This is a genomic window from uncultured Marinobacter sp., from assembly GCF_947259545.1.
Lineage (GTDB): Bacteria > Pseudomonadota > Gammaproteobacteria > Pseudomonadales > Oleiphilaceae > Marinobacter.
Map to the genome: position 1 here is coordinate 155,934 of NZ_CAMYMK010000003.1, position 14,996 is coordinate 170,929.

The 14,996-nt window shown below is 56.8% G+C and carries 16 protein-coding genes; 4 read left to right on the forward strand and 12 right to left on the reverse strand.

The features are described 5' to 3' along the window. Positions 1 to 9 precede the first annotated feature (9 nt). The 7 genes from Q0Y21_RS06520 to Q0Y21_RS06550 form a co-directional block, all read right to left on the reverse strand. Entirely contained in the window at positions 10 to 684 is a 675-nt protein-coding gene (locus Q0Y21_RS06520) for a DUF899 domain-containing protein (RefSeq protein ID WP_297792810.1), read from the reverse strand. A gap of 300 nt (positions 685 to 984) precedes the next feature. Continuing rightward, positions 985 to 1,701: a hypothetical protein gene (locus Q0Y21_RS06525; protein ID WP_297792813.1), complete on the reverse strand. Its 717-nt coding sequence runs from the start codon at positions 1,699 to 1,701 to the stop codon at positions 985 to 987. A gap of 64 nt (positions 1,702 to 1,765) precedes the next feature. After that, positions 1,766 to 2,176 (reverse strand): VOC family protein, encoded by a 411-nt coding sequence (locus tag Q0Y21_RS06530; protein ID WP_297792815.1) that lies wholly within the window; start codon positions 2,174 to 2,176, stop codon positions 1,766 to 1,768. A 120-nt stretch (positions 2,177 to 2,296) separates the two neighbouring features. Next, on the reverse strand, positions 2,297 to 3,001 hold the full coding sequence (locus tag Q0Y21_RS06535) for a hypothetical protein (protein ID WP_297792818.1): 705 nt from the start codon (positions 2,999 to 3,001) through the stop codon (positions 2,297 to 2,299). A gap of 176 nt (positions 3,002 to 3,177) precedes the next feature. After that, positions 3,178 to 4,155, reverse strand: a complete 978-nt coding sequence (locus Q0Y21_RS06540) for a Gfo/Idh/MocA family oxidoreductase (protein ID WP_297792822.1) — start codon at positions 4,153 to 4,155, stop codon at positions 3,178 to 3,180. 1,222 nt (positions 4,156 to 5,377) lie between these two features. Then, positions 5,378 to 5,710, reverse strand: a complete 333-nt coding sequence (locus tag Q0Y21_RS06545) for a hypothetical protein (RefSeq protein WP_297792824.1) — start codon at positions 5,708 to 5,710, stop codon at positions 5,378 to 5,380. Positions 5,711 to 5,851: 141 nt separating this feature from the next. Further along, positions 5,852 to 6,232, reverse strand: a complete 381-nt coding sequence (locus Q0Y21_RS06550) for a MerR family transcriptional regulator (protein ID WP_297792826.1) — start codon at positions 6,230 to 6,232, stop codon at positions 5,852 to 5,854. 81 nt (positions 6,233 to 6,313) lie between these two features. On the opposite strand from Q0Y21_RS06550, the gene Q0Y21_RS06555 reads away from it, so the two are divergent. Further along, positions 6,314 to 7,351, forward strand: a complete 1,038-nt coding sequence (locus Q0Y21_RS06555) for an SDR family oxidoreductase (protein WP_297792829.1) — start codon at positions 6,314 to 6,316, stop codon at positions 7,349 to 7,351. A gap of 301 nt (positions 7,352 to 7,652) precedes the next feature. Here the strand turns inward: Q0Y21_RS06555 and Q0Y21_RS18460 are convergent, their stop codons facing one another. Beyond that, entirely contained in the window at positions 7,653 to 8,069 is a 417-nt protein-coding gene (locus Q0Y21_RS18460; RefSeq protein WP_366517656.1) for a GNAT family N-acetyltransferase, read from the reverse strand. Between the two features lie 204 nt (positions 8,070 to 8,273). Between Q0Y21_RS18460 and Q0Y21_RS06560 the strand changes: the two genes are divergently transcribed. From Q0Y21_RS06560 to Q0Y21_RS06570, 3 genes are all read left to right on the forward strand, one after another. Further along, positions 8,274 to 9,341, forward strand: coding sequence for a DUF6670 family protein (locus Q0Y21_RS06560; protein WP_297792832.1), 1,068 nt, complete (start codon positions 8,274 to 8,276; stop codon positions 9,339 to 9,341). Positions 9,342 to 9,364: 23 nt separating this feature from the next. Further along, complete coding sequence (locus Q0Y21_RS06565) at positions 9,365 to 10,369, forward strand: AraC family transcriptional regulator (protein WP_297792834.1); 1,005 nt, start codon at positions 9,365 to 9,367, stop codon at positions 10,367 to 10,369. A 92-nt stretch (positions 10,370 to 10,461) separates the two neighbouring features. Continuing rightward, the gene (locus tag Q0Y21_RS06570; RefSeq protein WP_297792836.1) at positions 10,462 to 11,097 is read left to right on the forward strand and encodes a hypothetical protein; all 636 of its coding nucleotides are present in this window, start codon (positions 10,462 to 10,464) and stop codon (positions 11,095 to 11,097) included. Positions 11,098 to 11,164: 67 nt separating this feature from the next. On the opposite strand, the gene Q0Y21_RS06575 is transcribed toward Q0Y21_RS06570, so the two are convergent. The 4 genes from Q0Y21_RS06575 to yrfG all read right to left on the reverse strand — a co-directional run bounded on the left by Q0Y21_RS06575 (position 11,165) and on the right by yrfG (position 14,944). Further along, the gene (locus Q0Y21_RS06575) at positions 11,165 to 12,697 is read right to left on the reverse strand and encodes a phosphoenolpyruvate carboxykinase (RefSeq protein ID WP_297792839.1); all 1,533 of its coding nucleotides are present in this window, start codon (positions 12,695 to 12,697) and stop codon (positions 11,165 to 11,167) included. A 173-nt stretch (positions 12,698 to 12,870) separates the two neighbouring features. Next, a complete protein-coding gene (gene hslO / locus Q0Y21_RS06580) occupies positions 12,871 to 13,725 on the reverse strand; it encodes an Hsp33 family molecular chaperone HslO (RefSeq protein WP_297792842.1) in 855 nt (284 codons plus the stop codon). A gap of 80 nt (positions 13,726 to 13,805) precedes the next feature. Next, complete coding sequence (hslR, locus tag Q0Y21_RS06585) at positions 13,806 to 14,213, reverse strand: ribosome-associated heat shock protein Hsp15 (protein ID WP_297792845.1); 408 nt, start codon at positions 14,211 to 14,213, stop codon at positions 13,806 to 13,808. Positions 14,214 to 14,254: 41 nt separating this feature from the next. Continuing rightward, positions 14,255 to 14,944 carry a GMP/IMP nucleotidase gene (yrfG, locus tag Q0Y21_RS06590; protein WP_297792849.1) on the reverse strand — a complete coding sequence of 230 codons (690 nt, stop codon included), beginning with the start codon at positions 14,942 to 14,944 and terminating at the stop codon, positions 14,255 to 14,257. Positions 14,945 to 14,996: the final 52 nt, after the last annotated feature.

A 14,996-nucleotide genomic window follows, 5' to 3' on the forward strand; every position in this document is an offset into this window, starting at 1 on the left:
ATTCCTTGGTTATGTGTCGTATTCGTCGTGCATACGCCACCACTCGAACGGCGGACTCTGTGGCCACCCCTGGGGTGAGTCCTCCCAGGTTTCCTGACGGCCATAGGGTGTCAGGTCCAGCAACCGGAAATTGGTGTCGAATAGCTCGGCCCCGCGATCCGTGGTGAAGTAAGTGCGGTACACGCGGTTGTCATCATCACGAATGAACACGTTCACCGCAAACCCTTTTCCGGCATCGAAGGCGTCGGCGAAGCGGCGGTCGTGATCCGTGTACCATGGCGTGTCCCAGCCCATCCGCTTCTGCAGGGCGATGATCTCGCCTTGCGGTGCCGGTGACGTGAACACGAAGGTGGTGTCCCGGGCGTTGACGTGGACGATATTGTGACCAATGTTGTCCATGACCATTGAACAACCCTGGCAGGGCGCTGCACCGGGCTCCAGCATGGCACAGTAAACGATGAGTTGCCGACGTCCCTGAAACAGGTCAACCAGCGAAACCTCGCCCTCCGGCCCGGTAAAGTTGAAGTGCTCTTCGACAGGGACCATCGGCAGTCTGCGGCGCTCGGCGGCCAGCGCATCCTGGGCGCGCGTCAGTTCCTTTTCCTTGACGAGGAGTGCCTGGTGGGCCTTTTGCCAGTCCTCGAGGGTACCGATAGGTGGAAGTGCAATCTTGTTAGCCGACATGATGGGAGCTCCTTGTGTTTGAGGTGCACTTCATAGTCGATTGGGAGAGGGCGAATTCGACAGCTCCTCGTATTCCCTTTGATAGGTTTCGTAATCCTGGTGATAGGCATTAATGCTGGCAGCATCCTGGCAGTGGTTCAGGCCTCTGGTGCTAGCAGCGGTATCGTGCTCACAACGATTCTCCACATATACCTGTCGACCACTGGTCGTAAAGAACGAACACCCAGATAATAAAATAAACAAAGTAATCGAGAGTGACTTATTAAGTCTCATTTAAAACCTTCCCTGTACCTGAGTTTGTTAATCACCATTCCCACCTTCTGCGGGGAAAACTTCTGAAATCTTTTCTGTGAGCCCGTCAACTGCTCCATCAACGATAGGCGACATATACCCAGAGGCGCTTTCCAACAATGCCTCTCCGGTGTCTGATGCGACTTTACCAGCAACCTTTTTGAGGACGGCTTTCAGCACACCTTTAAAGGACTGGTCTGGAGCACCAGCCGCAACGAGCGCTTCCTTAACCGGCTGGCGTTCATGCTCAGGGATGTATAGTTCAATCAGTGCAACGACTGCGTCCAGAGGCAGTTTGACGATACTGGGTGAGAAAGAGCCGTCTGAAACGTGGCCGAGTAACTGGACTTTCGATCGTAAGTGGTCAGATATCAGCGGGTTTTCAATTTCTAAAACGAATTGGTCGCCAGACTTCTGAATGATCGGGCGCTTGAGAAGATTCTTTACTCGTGAATCTAATTCCGACACTGAAAGCCTTCTCAGCTCTCTCTCATAGATTAATTTACGGGCTTTAGTTCTTGTAACACGAAGCGTTGATACGAGCTCATATACCCCGGGCTCAGATGAGATAGCCCCTATTTCTTCCAGAGCGTTCAATACGAGCAATTCAATTTCTGACTTTGGCAGGGCTCCGAAGGCTGGGTCTAAAAACCTCCGAAGCAGCCCCTTCAGAGCGATCGCAGATCGCTCATCACCGGCTTGTCGAACGACTTCATCCAGATCCAAAAGCTTCCCCTTCTATTGTTGTTGGCTAACGAGGACGTAGAGAAAGACCGGGTTTATTGAACCACTATTCATCTGCCGGCCCGACCCAGAACAACGGGTTATGTGCGATTTCCCAGAGATAACCGTCAGGATCGGAAAAATAGCCCGCGTAGCCACCCCAATCCGTTCTTTGGGCAGGCTTGGTGACAACGGCGCCGGCTGCGACCGCCTCGGCCATGACCTCATCCACCTCATACTCCGAGCTCACATTGTGGGCCAGACTGAACCCAGCAAACCCTTCTGAACGCCCAAGCACCAAAGCATCTTCCGCCAAAGCATCACGCCCATACAAGCCGAGCCAAGTGCCGTTCAGGGTAAAAAATGCCACCTCTGGTGGGGAATCCATTCTGGGAAGGCCCAACCCCTGCTCGTAGAACCTGATCGAACGTTGGAGATCACTCACACCCAAGGTGATCATACTGATCCGTGGTTTCATGATTGCTCCCGGTGTTAGTCAGCGCCATGCCGAAAAACGATAGAACAACAGCCTAGCCCATTGCCCGGCACGCCGCCATCCGGTCGCGGAGGTCTTCTTGTCGCTCCAGGGAAGCCCGGTTTACTCGCTCATTATGGATTCCAGCAGGGTATCGAAATCCATATCGATCTCGCCTTCCTCCGCGCGTCTTGTCAGGACGACCACCGAGCCCTGAAGCTCCGGATCGTCATCAAGCATGAGCAGGTCGGGGTTGATGAGCGTATTGACGGTGTTCTTCACAACCCTGGGAGCCTTATTGAATTGGCGGCGAAGCAATCGGGTGAGGACCGACCCGTTCTTTACACCGCCGAGGGTTCGCTGAAGGGTGTATTCACGCTCAGTCACCAGGTAACGGCACAGCTTTCTCATCACCGGTGTGTCGGCATTGTTGAGGATGAGGGTGCCCCGGGAGACGAGCATCTTGTCGACGTAGTAAATGGCTACCAGAGCCTGATCGAATGGGCCCACTTCATTAATGATGGCCAGGTTGATGGCCCGGTTCTGGAAATAGAAATCCGGAAGTACTTCATCGGCGGGCGTTCGGTTAAGTTCCACCAGATCCATCACCGTTTCCACGTTCCGTTTCCGGATCTCTTTCAGAAACTCGGAATGCTGAAGAAGGTTGGGGGTAAGCAGTGTCAGCGCAGAATTGTCCAGCGTGTTAAGCACACGGCAGACTGACAGCGTCAGGTCAAAATCACCCAGGCCGAGTTGCAGGACTTCCTGGGGCGCCTGTTCTTCAATAATGGAGGTGACAAACGAGCTTCGTGGTTCTTCTGGAGTCATGGTTCTGTCTGATGCAGTCTGTGTTCGTCGGAAACGGACGGTCTGGCCGGGCAGGGTAGCAGTGAACCCAGGCCAATCCCTTGGCTTGGGGCTGCAACATTCGCGGTCAGTCCCGCGAGTCGGGAAGGTAATTCTTCAGCATCCCCAGGCATGGATCGCCTCATGCCAAAACTCGGCTATCTCCCCGTGAGCAGGCCGGCCTCACGGTGGACCACATCCATAATGCGCTGGCTGGCCAGGGTTCGTTCGTGGGTCATAAGGTCGCTTTCAGGCTTTCCCTCTGCGATGCATCTGACCACGTGCCTGATCTGATACTCAAAGCCGTTGACCTCGAACGGACAATCAACCGTGTGCACGCTATCGTCATTTTCCACCAGGCTGATCTTTTCCGACTGCCAGAAGTTGCTGGGAATAACGATACGTCCTTTGCTGCCAAAAACGGTTAATTCGTTGTCGTATTTGTTCTCAAAGCTGCAAAGCAACTGGCTGACTTTGCCATTGGGATAATGCAGCTGGATAGCGCAGGTTTCATCGACCCCGGTTGGCCCCACGCGGACCTGTGAAACGATCGTTTCGGGATCCGCCCCCATGAACCACTGCGATGTGGCGACGGTATAGATCCCCATATCCAGCAAAACGCCGCCGGCCAGAGCGGGGTTCAGCAGGCGGTCGTCAGGTTTGCGTGGCACAACAAAACCGAAGGAGGATCGCACACCGCTGACCTCGCCTATTTTCCCCCCGGCCAACCAGGCGTTGGCCTGTTGATAAGCGGGCAGAAATAGTGACCACATTGCCTCCATCACAAAGACTCCTTTGGCCCGGGCGGCCGCGAACAGGCGCTCGGAATCGACAGCGGTGATGGTCAGAGGCTTTTCAACCAGAAGGTGCTTGCCGCAGGCTATCGCTGCGAGCGCCTGTTCGAGATGAAAATTATGCGGGGTGGCAATGTAGATGGCATCCAGGCCGTCATCCCGGTACAGCTTTTCATAATCGTCGTAGGCGGTGTCGATCTGATGAGCATCGGCAAACGCGCGACCGCGATCAGCGTTACGGCTGGCAACGGCCTTGAGCGTGCCAACGCCCTCAGCTTGCATCGCCTGAGCAAATTTCTCGGCGATCCGTCCTGGCCCTAGGAGCCCCCAATTGAAATCCATAGTTGTCACTGCATTGTCTCAACGTAGCGCAGAGCGCGTTGGTGACTTTCGGCCGCGTACTGATGCGGTTGGCTATATTTTGCTGGCTTTGGCTTCGGACTCTTGCCGACCACGCAGCATCAAATATAGCAGCGGACCTGCCGATACAAATACCGCTGTCAGAACGAAGAACGGGATGAGATAGCCCAACCCTTTCCCACGGCTTTTGCCGTCTTGATACATCCAACCACAGGCCAACGCGGCGAGAATGTAGAGATCTATGACAACCGCCCATGAACAGGCAGAGGATGATTAGGGGGCTATCGATGCTTTCTTTCGCAACTCAGTTCGCCAGCGAACAGACCATAAGAAGCCGATAATCTATTGTGAACTGAGATGAAACAAAGGAGTAGCCTCCGCGTGAAGTTATAATCGCGCGCCACACGGAAGGGGACAAGCGCGATGTCGGGTTGATGAAAAGGAGTATCTACTAATGAACAATATCGTCTATATCATCGGTGCAGTCGTTATCATTGTCGTGGTTCTTTCCTTTCTTGGTTTTGGCTAGAACTTCGCTATTACAGGTTTTCTCTAGAGATCCTTACCAGGCCTGCGATTGCTATGTATTCGCAGGTCCTTCCTCATAGTACTGAGTTACTGCGTCGGGCAGGATTTTCCACGCTGCTTTCGATTCGCACAACCTGAAGTCACACCATGAATTAGACTAGCTGTGCTTGGCCATCTTCAGCCTGCGGATGCTTATAGTTGCGCCAGCCTTAGTAATGGAACCAGCCCAAACCACACCACGTAGCCAAGCGAAGCAACCATCAACCGATCAATGCGGCCGGGCGCGGTATCCATCCGGACATGTCGATACAAGAGCCACGTCAGCACAGTGGCGTGAGGGACGACCAGCCACGCAATGCCGGTGTAGGCACCACCGGCCAGTCCCCAAAAGTCCCATGCCAGCGCGGCTGCGGCGGATAGCGAAAGCAGCCAGATCGTGCTGGCCAACAGGCCCGATAGCGCAACGCCAATCCCGGCCTTGACCTCCCGAGCACTGGGCTGCCGGGGTAGGCCGCGAGCGCGCCAGGGTGTAACGGTCGTAGTTTCTCTTGTGGGTCTGCCCCATGATGGGCCCCCTCTAGTGTTCGGTAAATGACCGTCCACTAAAGAGGTGCAAGATCAGCGCCCCGACAGGGGCGTCCGGTGGGGGAAGTGCAGAACGTACTTGAGCGACTTGTTATGTTCGACCAAGTTTATTGCTCCATTCTTTAAGCCAAAGACTTTCTCCAAAGGCTTCTGCTGAGTCGCCAGCAGCGAGCTGCTCGACAATATAAAAACACTGGTTTTCAATTTCGAGCGGCAGATTATGCAGCTCTACAAGTTGATGTGCTAACCAACGCTTAGATAATGGATCTTCGAGGAGTGGAAACAGCTGCTTGAGCGATTCGCTATCTGCATTGCGAACAATCGAGTACATTTCGTCTACTGCTCGATTTGATCTTTTTACCGAAGAAGCGTCTTCATAAGCTATTGAATTAGCGACTTTTGAAAGTTCAATGTAGCTCTTCATTCTTCGAAGCTTCCAGGCACTAACCTGTACGAGTCGACACAAATCCTGCAGGTGGCGGTGCTTCTGCCGGTATGCCGAGGATGATGCAGGTAACGAGTTGCTCTCGTTGGATTGCACCGTCAAAGGCGAGCCGGTATCGGGTCAGATCAGGCGCCCGCTTTCTCGCAGGGCCGCCGCACTTTCTTCGAGCCGTTGCTGTTCCCGCCCAAGCAGGGTGCTGACCTGTTTCAGCTCCCGAATCCTGGCCTCTACCTGCGCCTTCTTTTCCGCCATCAGCGCGGCGCCCCGTTCACAGTCAATGCTGTCGCTGCGCAGGGCATTCAGTATGTCCCGAATCTCCCGCAGGGAAAACCCGAGTGCCTTAAGCTGGCGCACCATGGTGACTCGTTCCACCGCTTTTTGCGGGTAGTCCCGGTAATTGTTGCCGCGCCGTACTACTTCCTGCAGCAGGCCGGCCTTTTCGTAATATCGCAGGGTGTGGCGGTTTACGCCGGTGCGCTGCTCGAGTTCCGCAATCTGCATGATGGCCTCTCAACCGGGTGTTGACCTTTGAGTGTACTCTAACCTTTAAGGTGTTGGCAGACCCCACAAAGGAGACCTGTCATGACCATACTTATCACCGGCGCTACCGGCTTTATCGGCCGTCATGTATGCGCCCAGTTAACCCGAAGCCACGACCTGTATGCGGTATTGCGTCAACCGGAGACCCAACTCCCGACTCTGCGACAACAGGTGAGTGATCTTGGCGGTCAGGGTGACCGCCTGCATGCAGTAAAAGGAGACCTGGACCTGCCCGGATTGGGCCTGCCGGAGGATCTGGAAGCGCCGGAAGCCATCATTCATCTAGGGGCCCGGTTTGCGTGGCAGTTGGATCCCGCCACCGCTCACCGCACCAACGTGGCCGGTAGTCTGGCGGTGGCCGAGCTGGCCCGGCGTCACCAAAGCCGTCTGGTGTTTGTCAGCGGGTTCATGTTGGAAAACTATGATCACCTGCAGCGACTGGGTATTAACAACGATGATCCGGAACGGGTGGACTGGCGGCGGGTATATCGTCTGGTCGGTGGTTATGAAGCCAGCAAACTGGAAGCAGCGATCCGGGTGCGTGCGCTGGCAAGTTCAGGCGATCTGGATCTGGTGGAAGTGCAGCCCGCTACTGTCGCGGGCCACAGTGATACTGGCAGTCTCGATACCAGTCAGCCACTGTTTGCCCTGCTCGATAACCTGGCCCGGGGACGCATGGCGATGATTCCCGGCAGCCCCGAGCATTGGCTGCCATTGGTTGCGGTGGATCATCTGGCCTCGTTGATGGCTGTTGCCGCCACCAGTGACCGTGTGCCGGAGCGGTTGCTGGCTCTGGACCCGGCCACGCCCAGCTTGAAGGGCTTGCTCGCTATTGCCGCCGACCTGCTGGGCCGGCGGGCGCCGCAACGCCATGTGCCAATCCCTTTACTGGCGGCCCTGTTGCGACTGCCCGGTCTGCCGCGTCTGATGAATACCTGGCCGGAGGCGCTGAACTTTATTCAGCCCACTCGCTTCGACACCGCCATCACCGATGCCTTCCTGCGGGAGCAGGGACTGGAACGCCCCTCCATGGAGGCGGTCATCGTGGCCACCGCCCGCTGGTACCGGCGGAGACAATGAGCCCATCATCGGATACCTGCCGGAACGTACTTATATGATTAGTTATGAGGCTAGGACGCAGAAGACAGCGCTGGCTCTGGCAATACGCTTTGAGCCAACGTGAAGCTGGTTCGCGAAATAGGCCCGAAGCCTTCGGGTAATTCACTCATGTTCGACACCTTTCTGACTCATAACGCCGTCAGCATGCCCATTACGACCACGGCAGCTAACGCTGCGGTGGCGCTAATAATGAATGCGAGCAACAGTCTGAACATGAGCAAAGCCTTACGCGGAGCACAGCGGCGGCCGCTGCTGCATATTGTTAATCGCCAATGGGCACCCCCGGTTCCAGAATCCAGCACCGGTCATTGTGCGTGTACCCTATTGGACCATAGTACGAATCGGCCGCTGGTGCCGCGATGAGTATTAGCTTGCATCGGGATCCGAGCTGTTGCTGAGTGAGAGACTGCAAGCGTTTACCAATGCCTGACTTTTGGTAAGCCTTATGAACGGCCAGATCGGATAGATAACACGCATAGTGAAAGTCCGTGACGCTGCGGGCAATGCCTACCAGCATAGCCCCATCCCAAGCGCTTACGATGAGGTTGGAGTTGGAAACCATGCCCTCCATACAATCTCGGTCGTGAATTGGCCGACGCTCCCCGAGGGTAGAACTCTCCAACAAACCGATGAACTGGTTAGTGGTAATGGGGTGATTTACCTTGAAGCTGATAGCCATACCTTTCCTTGGCAATTAACGCGAAAACGAAGCGGCGCGTCTCACGCGTCCGCCTTTCCGGTAACGGTGAGCTTACAGCTTCGGCCCGAATTGCAGCATGGCGCCGCTTTCACTGATTTCAATGCCGCTGTAATGTGAGGAATAGAATCTTACCGGAAAATCATCTCCGCATCGTGACCATCACCACATCTGAGCCCCAATACCATGAGCATCGTCAAGCGCCTGCTGGAGCGCTCTCCCAGTCTTTTAAACCATTCATACCGGTTGAATGGCGAACCTTTCGATCCGGCTACAAGCCTTGCGCCCCCTGAAGGGCGCAAACGTAGCTGGGTGCATTACGGGGTCATGGTTCCGGATTTGCCGGCGCCTCATCACACCTTCAATGTGCTGTCGATTGTAGGCACTCCGGGCGCCACGGTGTTTGATAACGATTTCGCGGTGAGAACCACCCCCCGGGACACCGCCTATCTGCTATCGACCATGGCGTCATTGCCGGCCGGCCAGTTCCGCAGTTATAGCATTGAGCAGGAGTGCGAGTTCTCAGCCGACGGCACCCGTCTTCGCTTCGGTCATGACCTGGTGATCGAGGGCTGCTACCCGCACTGGACCGTCACCCGTACGCTGCCGGGTACCACTATCCAGCTCACACTCGAAGCCACGGGTTGTGTTTCTCACTTCGCCCATATTCCCGGCCTGTACAGTCATTGGAGCCTGCTCAGCCGTTACACTGGTACCATCGATCACGACGGTGAAAAAACGGAGGTCAGCGGGCTGTGTACCTTCGAGTACGCCGCCGGCGTTGGCGCCTATAGCGTGCCCGGGCGCTCTTTCCCCGTGGCTCACAAGATTCCGCTCAACTACTTCACCTATCAGATCATCAATCTGGACGAGTCGACACAAATCCTGCTGGTGGCGGTGCTTCTGCCGGGCGACTTTCCCCTGCAGAAATCCGTCTATATCCGGAGCCTGAACGATCTGGGAGAAGTCTATACCCGCAACGTCGACTTCAGCGTGACCGAGTTCCAGCCGGAGCCTTCGATAACGCCGGATGGCTTCACCATGGATCTGCCGCGGCGCTTCCGCTGGTATGCCGAGGATGATTCGGGTAACGAATTGCTGTCGTTGGATTGCACCGTGAAAGGTAAATATGAATATGGCCTGGGGGCCGGGTACACCAGCTGGTATGGGTTCGATGGCCGCGTCAAAGGCGAGCCGGTATCGGGCCAGGGCTACCTGGAGTTCATCGATCGCAGGCCGAAGGCTGAGGGTTGACCAGAAAAGGTGCGGTTATAAAGATGGATGAAGCGACCTCTGATGCCGGTATATTCCTTAATATGACCTACCATGCACTGGGTCGGATGGGTGTTGATCGTGGGGTGATCTTTGCCAGCGTCAACTTGCCTGACGAAGCGCCAGATCCGGAGGTTCGTCGTGATAACTCGACGCAGGCAAGGTTTTGGCGCGCTGCGGAAGAGGTGACTGGCGATGTTGATATCGGGTTGCGCGTGGGTGGTCACCTTGAGGAGTTCCGGGGCGGTCTGCTTGAGTATCTGATGCTCAGCAGCAAAACCTTCGGTGAAGGTCTGAGGGCGGCTCTACATTATGGAACCTTATACACCAATGCCATGGATCTGCAGCTGCGGGTGGATGGCAAGGTTGCGGTGCTTTCCGGGCTGGTTCATCCAGTCAGGCATTATCTTGAAAGTTTCGTGTGCCCCATACTCAGCTGTCTGAAACGCGTGACTGACGGAGACTTTCGCCCGTTGGTCATTACCTTCGAGCATGGCGAGGGTGCATCCCCCAACCTGTACGAGCAAGTATACGGAGCTCCCGTTCAACTGAATGCTGCCGAAGGCGCCATTCACTTTGATGCAAAGTTGCTCGAGCGCCCGTCGCTGTCGGCAGATGCTCAACTCTTTGCGGTGATAGAGGCACACGCGGCCCAGCGACTTGCCGACCTTGGGCGGGCCTCCATCATTAATATTATCGAGCATGAGTTGGCCGGCATGGTGGAGGCGGGAGACGTTTCCCTGACGAACATGGCTGCCCGTTTACAGCGAAACCCGAGAACCTTGCGGGCAGATCTTGCGGCCCAGGGAACCAACTTCAACCGAGTGGTTGCCAGTTATCGGGAGCGCCTGGCCAGGCGACTGTTGTCCCGGACTTCCCACAGCATCGACCAGATTGTCTACCTGACGGGGTTTTCGGAACCTTCTGCCTTTGCCCGCGCTTTCAAACGCTGGACCGGAGAAACGCCTACCGATTATCGGACTCGAAAGCAGGCTAACCGCAGCGGTTGATTAAAGAGGCAGCGCTCTCGCTGACGTTGCGGTCAAAGGGATTGTGTGCTGGCGGCTTAAAATCAAGTCTGATTCTTGATGGAGCGAGCAGCATGATTGGTTTTCCGATAGGTGTCTTCGCGTTTAACGCTTTTGAATGGTATGCCCATAAGACCTGGTTGCACGAGTACCCTTCCAGGCATAGGAATAGCCCCTTTTTCACTCATATTCGCCACCACAAGCGTGCGCGTCTGAATGACTTCGTCGATGATGGTTATAAAAACTCCCTGTGGAATGATCAGGAAATGTTCAATGAGAAGGTGGGACTGATCGGCGTTGCTGGTGCAGCAGCGGTTGTGGCGCCGGTGGCTCCCTTCTTTACCCTCGGTATCTGGTACGGTGCGTGGAACTATTGGAGCGTGCACAAGAAGTGCCATTTGGACCCCGAGTACGCTAAGTCCAGAATCCCCTGGCATTTCGATCACCACATGAATGCAAACCAGGATGCCAACTGGTGTGTTACCCGCCCCTGGTTCGATTACATCATGGGCACACGAGTGATGTCTGACCCGCAGATTGCAGAAAGTAATCCCCTGGGGATGGATCTGCCCAATTGGTTGGAAAGTCGGGTGAACCGACTCGCGCGTCGACTTTTGCCGGGCGCCTATGAAAGCATCGACCACAGTTCCAGAATTGACGCAGGCAGGCGCCACGAAGGAATAGAGATTCCCGTTGCAGGGGTTGCCTGACAAGACGCAAGCCACAAAAAAAGCGCCGTGCTCAAAGAGCAGGGCGCTTTTTTCGTCAAGGCTGGCCTTATGCTTTTGGCCCGGCCTCCACGATGGCGTCAGAGACGTCGAACTTCTTGAAGTTCTCGACGAACTGGCCGATCAGTTCGGCGGCCTTGGCGTCGTAGTCTTCGGTGCTGGCCCAGGTGTTGCGCGGGTTCAGCAGGTTGCTGTCTACGCCGGGCACGCTGACCGGAACGCTCAGGTTCAGGGTGGGCAGGTGCTCGGTCTCAGCGTCGTCCAGGTCGCCGTTCTGGATGGCGCTGATGATGCTGCGGGTGGTCGGGATGCTGAAGCGCTCGCCGACACCGTAGGAGCCACCGGTCCAGCCGGTGTTGACCAGGAAGACCTTGCTGCCGAATTCGTCCATGCGCTTCATCAGCAGTTCGGCGTAAACGCCGGCCGGGCGCGGGAAGAACGGTGCGCCGAAGCAGGTGGAGAAGGTGGACTTCAGCTTGGAGGAGGAGCCCATTTCAGTGGAGCCCACCAGCGCGGTGTAGCCACTCAGGAAGTGGTAGGCCGCGGCTTCCTTGCTGAGGATGGACACGGGCGGCAGTACGCCGGTCATGTCGCAGGTCAGGAATACAATGTGCGACGGCTCGCCGGCGCGGTTCTCGATCACGCGCTTCTCAACGTGCTCCAGCGGGTAGGCGCAGCGTGAGTTTTCGGTGAGGGAGACGTCGGTGTAGTCCGGCTCGCGGGTTTCCGGGTCGATCATCACGTTCTCGACGATGGCGCCGAAGCGGATGGCGTCCCAGATAATCGGCTCGTTCTTCTGGCTCAGGTCGATGCATTTGGCGTAGCAGCCACCTTCGATGTTGAAGACAGTGCCGGGACCCCAGCCGTGCTCGTCGTCACCGATCAGGAAACGCTCGGGATCGGCGGACAGGGTGGTCTTGCCGGTGCCGGACAGGCCGAAGAACAGGCAGGTCTCACCGTCTTCGCCAACGTTGGCGGAGCAGTGCATCGGCAATACGTCTTTCTCGGGCAGCAGGAAGTTCTGGACCGAGAACATCGCCTTTTTCATCTCACCGGCGTAGTGCATGCCGGCCAGCAGCACCTTGCGCTTGGCGAAGTTGATGATCACGCAGCCATCACTGTTGGTGCCGTCACGCTCGGGCACGCACTGGAAGTTGGCAGCATTGAGGATCTGCCACTCCTGCTTGTCGGCCTGGTTGTAGCTGTCCGGGCGGATGAACAGGTTGCGGCCGAACAGGTTCTGCCAGGCGGTTTCGGTGGTCATCTTGACCGGCAGGTAGTGTTCCGGGTCAGAGCCCACGTGTACGTTGGAGACAAAACGCTCTTTTTCCGCGATGTAGGCTTCAACACGATCCCAGAGGGCATCGAACTTGTCAGCGTCGAATGGACGGTTGATCGGACCCCAGTGGATATCGTCAGCCGTGCTGGGCTCCTCGACAATAAAGCGGTCCATCGGGGAACGGCCTGTGCGTTCGCCAGTGCGGACGACCAGTGAACCGTTGGATGCCAGTTGGCCTTCACGTCTTTCCAGTGCCAGCTCGACCAGTCGTGCTGAACTCAGATCATTATAAGTGTTACTCACTTCGACCTCGCCCTCGGGGTGTCTTCATGATTGCCCAGACCGCACGGTGAAAATTGGCGGAAATCTGAGCAATCGGGTCAATTCAGGCGCGCTATTATGCCAGAGACGCCGGTAAAAAACGACTGCCCCGAAAGCCGCGCCAATACTGGCATTGGGGCTAATTCATCAAAGCCTCAGTGTAACGTATGGCCGGTGAAAAGATGATCAATGTCATTTCTATCGAATCGATAGTGAGCATGACAGAACTGGCAATCCATTTCGATGCTGCCCTGTTCTTCGAGGATGCTGTAGCACTCTTCCTGGCCAATGCCTTCCAGGGCGCCGAGGGTGCGCTCCCGTGAACAGCTGCAGTGAAAGGTGACCGGTTCGGCATCGAACACGCGCACGGTCTCTTCGTGGAACAGGCGGTGCAGCAGGGTTTCGCTGTCCAGCTCCAGCAGCTCTTCCGCTTCCACGGTGCGGGCCAGGTGATTGATGCGGTCCCACAGATCTTCATCATGATCGCTGGCGCCCGGCAGGCGCTGCAGCAGCAGGCCGGCGCAGCGCTGCTCGTCGGCAAAGATCAACAGGCTGGTGGCCAGCTGTTCCGAGCGCTGGAAATACTCTTCCAGGCAGCCCGCCAGGGTGTCTGCTTCCCGGGGCACCACGCCCTGGTAACGCTGGCCCTGGTCCGGAGTGATGGTAATGGCCATGCGCCCCTGGCCCAGCAGGTTGTGGAAGTCGTCTTCCATCACCGCGTGTTCGTCGAAGCGCGCCAGGCCGCGGATCTTGCGGTCGTGGCTGCACTCGGCCATCAGGGTGCGCAGCGGGCCTTCGCCCTGAGCCTGGAGCGATAGGGTGCCCTCGAATTTCAGGGTGCTGCTCATCAGTACGCTGGCTACCAGGGATTCTCCCAGCAGCTGGCGCACGGTATCGGGGTAGGGGGCCTGGCTGACGATTTCCCGGTAACTCTCACCGAGTTGCACCCAGGCACCACGAACCTGGCTGTGCTCGAAAATAAATCGCTGGAACTGGTCCCGGGATGCCATGGTGATGTCTCCTGAAATAAATAATGTAATAAGCGGGCAGTGGATAACAGGGTTGTGGTGTTCCTGGCCGGAACGGCGGTTCAGATGCCGTTCTGTTCCCGGAAACGCTGGATATCACGGCGATCTTTCTTGGAGGGTCGCCGCGCCGGCGGAAGTTGGGCTGCCTGCATGGTCTTGCGTTGCCAGGCCATTTCCTCACGACGTTTCACGCTGTCATCGGTTTCGTGGTACAGCTTCTGGGCTTCGGGGGCACCCCGGCGGCGGTCGCTGATGTCATCGATGATGACGATGCGTTCCTGCCAGCCCAGCCTCACGGTCAGCTTGGCGCCGGTTTCCACGAGTTTTCCGGGTTTGCAGCGCTGGCTGTTGTAGTGGACCTTGCCACCCTCGATTGCTTCCTTGGCCAGCGAGCGGGTTTTGTAGAAGCGTGCGGCCCATAACCACTTGTCGAGCCGGACACGGTGATCGTTGGTGTTTTTCGCCGTCATGTCTCCTCACCTGATGAGCGTATGGTCATATTATAACCGGCTCATTCGCCCGATGGCAGGGGCTGTCGTTCACGCAGTGCTGGCAGCACTTCACTGAAGTGGTGAATAGAGGGTATTTCCGGGTGCTTTTCCCGGGCCTGCTGGCGGCTGTCGGGGGCCAAGATCGCCAGGCACTGGCCGATGCCGGCGGCACGGGCACTTTCCAGTACCGGGAAGCTGTCGTCCACCATCAGGGTGCTCTCGGGCTGGTAGGGCTCCCGTAGGGCGAGGTCTCGCCAGAATTCGGGGTCTTCCTTGGGTTTGCCCAGCTCGTGGCTGGAGATGATGCCATCCACCCGTTGCTCCAGTTGGGTGTGGCGCAGTTTCAGCGCCAGCGGATCGGGGTGGCAATTGGTGACGATCACCGAGCGCAGCCCGGCCTGACGAATGGCGTCGAGAAAGTCGGTCACGAAGGGGCGATAGCCAATGCGATCGCCCACCTCGGCCTTGAGGCCGGTAATGTCGAGCTTCAGGCGGTCGCTCCAGTAATCGGTGCAATACCACTGCAGTGAGCCGCGCTCGGCCATGATCATCGGAACCACGGTTTCGCGGGCTTCTTCCGGGCTGAGGTCGTAATGCTCTGCGTAGCGAGCCGGCAGGTGCTCGAGCCAGAAGTGGTTGTCGAAATGCAGGTCCAGCAGTGTTCCGTCCATATCCAGAAACACTGTGTTGAGGGAAGACCAGTTCACCATAAACGAAAGCAGCCTGAAGTAAGTGTCACTTCAGGCTGCCGAATCCGCCGGG

Bases quoted from the DNA above. Each gene is read 5' to 3' on its own strand.
- Q0Y21_RS06520 (WP_297792810.1), bottom strand. From the start codon at position 684: ATGTCGGCTAACAAGATTGCACTTCCACCTATCGGTACCCTCGAGGAC.
- Q0Y21_RS06530 (WP_297792815.1), bottom strand. From the start codon at position 2,176: ATGAAACCACGGATCAGTATGATCACCTTGGGTGTGAGTGATCTCCAA.
- Q0Y21_RS06535 (WP_297792818.1), bottom strand. From the start codon at position 3,001: ATGACTCCAGAAGAACCACGAAGCTCGTTTGTCACCTCCATTATTGAA.
- Q0Y21_RS06540 (WP_297792822.1), bottom strand. From the start codon at position 4,155: ATGGATTTCAATTGGGGGCTCCTAGGGCCAGGACGGATCGCCGAGAAA.
- Q0Y21_RS06545 (WP_297792824.1), bottom strand. From the start codon at position 5,710: ATGAAGAGCTACATTGAACTTTCAAAAGTCGCTAATTCAATAGCTTAT.
- Q0Y21_RS06550 (WP_297792826.1), bottom strand. From the start codon at position 6,232: ATGCAGATTGCGGAACTCGAGCAGCGCACCGGCGTAAACCGCCACACC.
- Q0Y21_RS06555 (WP_297792829.1), top strand. From the start codon at position 6,314: ATGACCATACTTATCACCGGCGCTACCGGCTTTATCGGCCGTCATGTA.
- Q0Y21_RS18460 (WP_366517656.1), bottom strand. From the start codon at position 8,069: ATGGCTATCAGCTTCAAGGTAAATCACCCCATTACCACTAACCAGTTC.
- Q0Y21_RS06560 (WP_297792832.1), top strand. From the start codon at position 8,274: ATGAGCATCGTCAAGCGCCTGCTGGAGCGCTCTCCCAGTCTTTTAAAC.
- Q0Y21_RS06565 (WP_297792834.1), top strand. From the start codon at position 9,365: ATGGATGAAGCGACCTCTGATGCCGGTATATTCCTTAATATGACCTAC.
- Q0Y21_RS06570 (WP_297792836.1), top strand. From the start codon at position 10,462: ATGATTGGTTTTCCGATAGGTGTCTTCGCGTTTAACGCTTTTGAATGG.
- hslO (WP_297792842.1), bottom strand. From the start codon at position 13,725: ATGGCATCCCGGGACCAGTTCCAGCGATTTATTTTCGAGCACAGCCAG.
- hslR (WP_297792845.1), bottom strand. From the start codon at position 14,213: ATGACGGCGAAAAACACCAACGATCACCGTGTCCGGCTCGACAAGTGG.
- yrfG (WP_297792849.1), bottom strand. From the start codon at position 14,944: ATGGTGAACTGGTCTTCCCTCAACACAGTGTTTCTGGATATGGACGGA.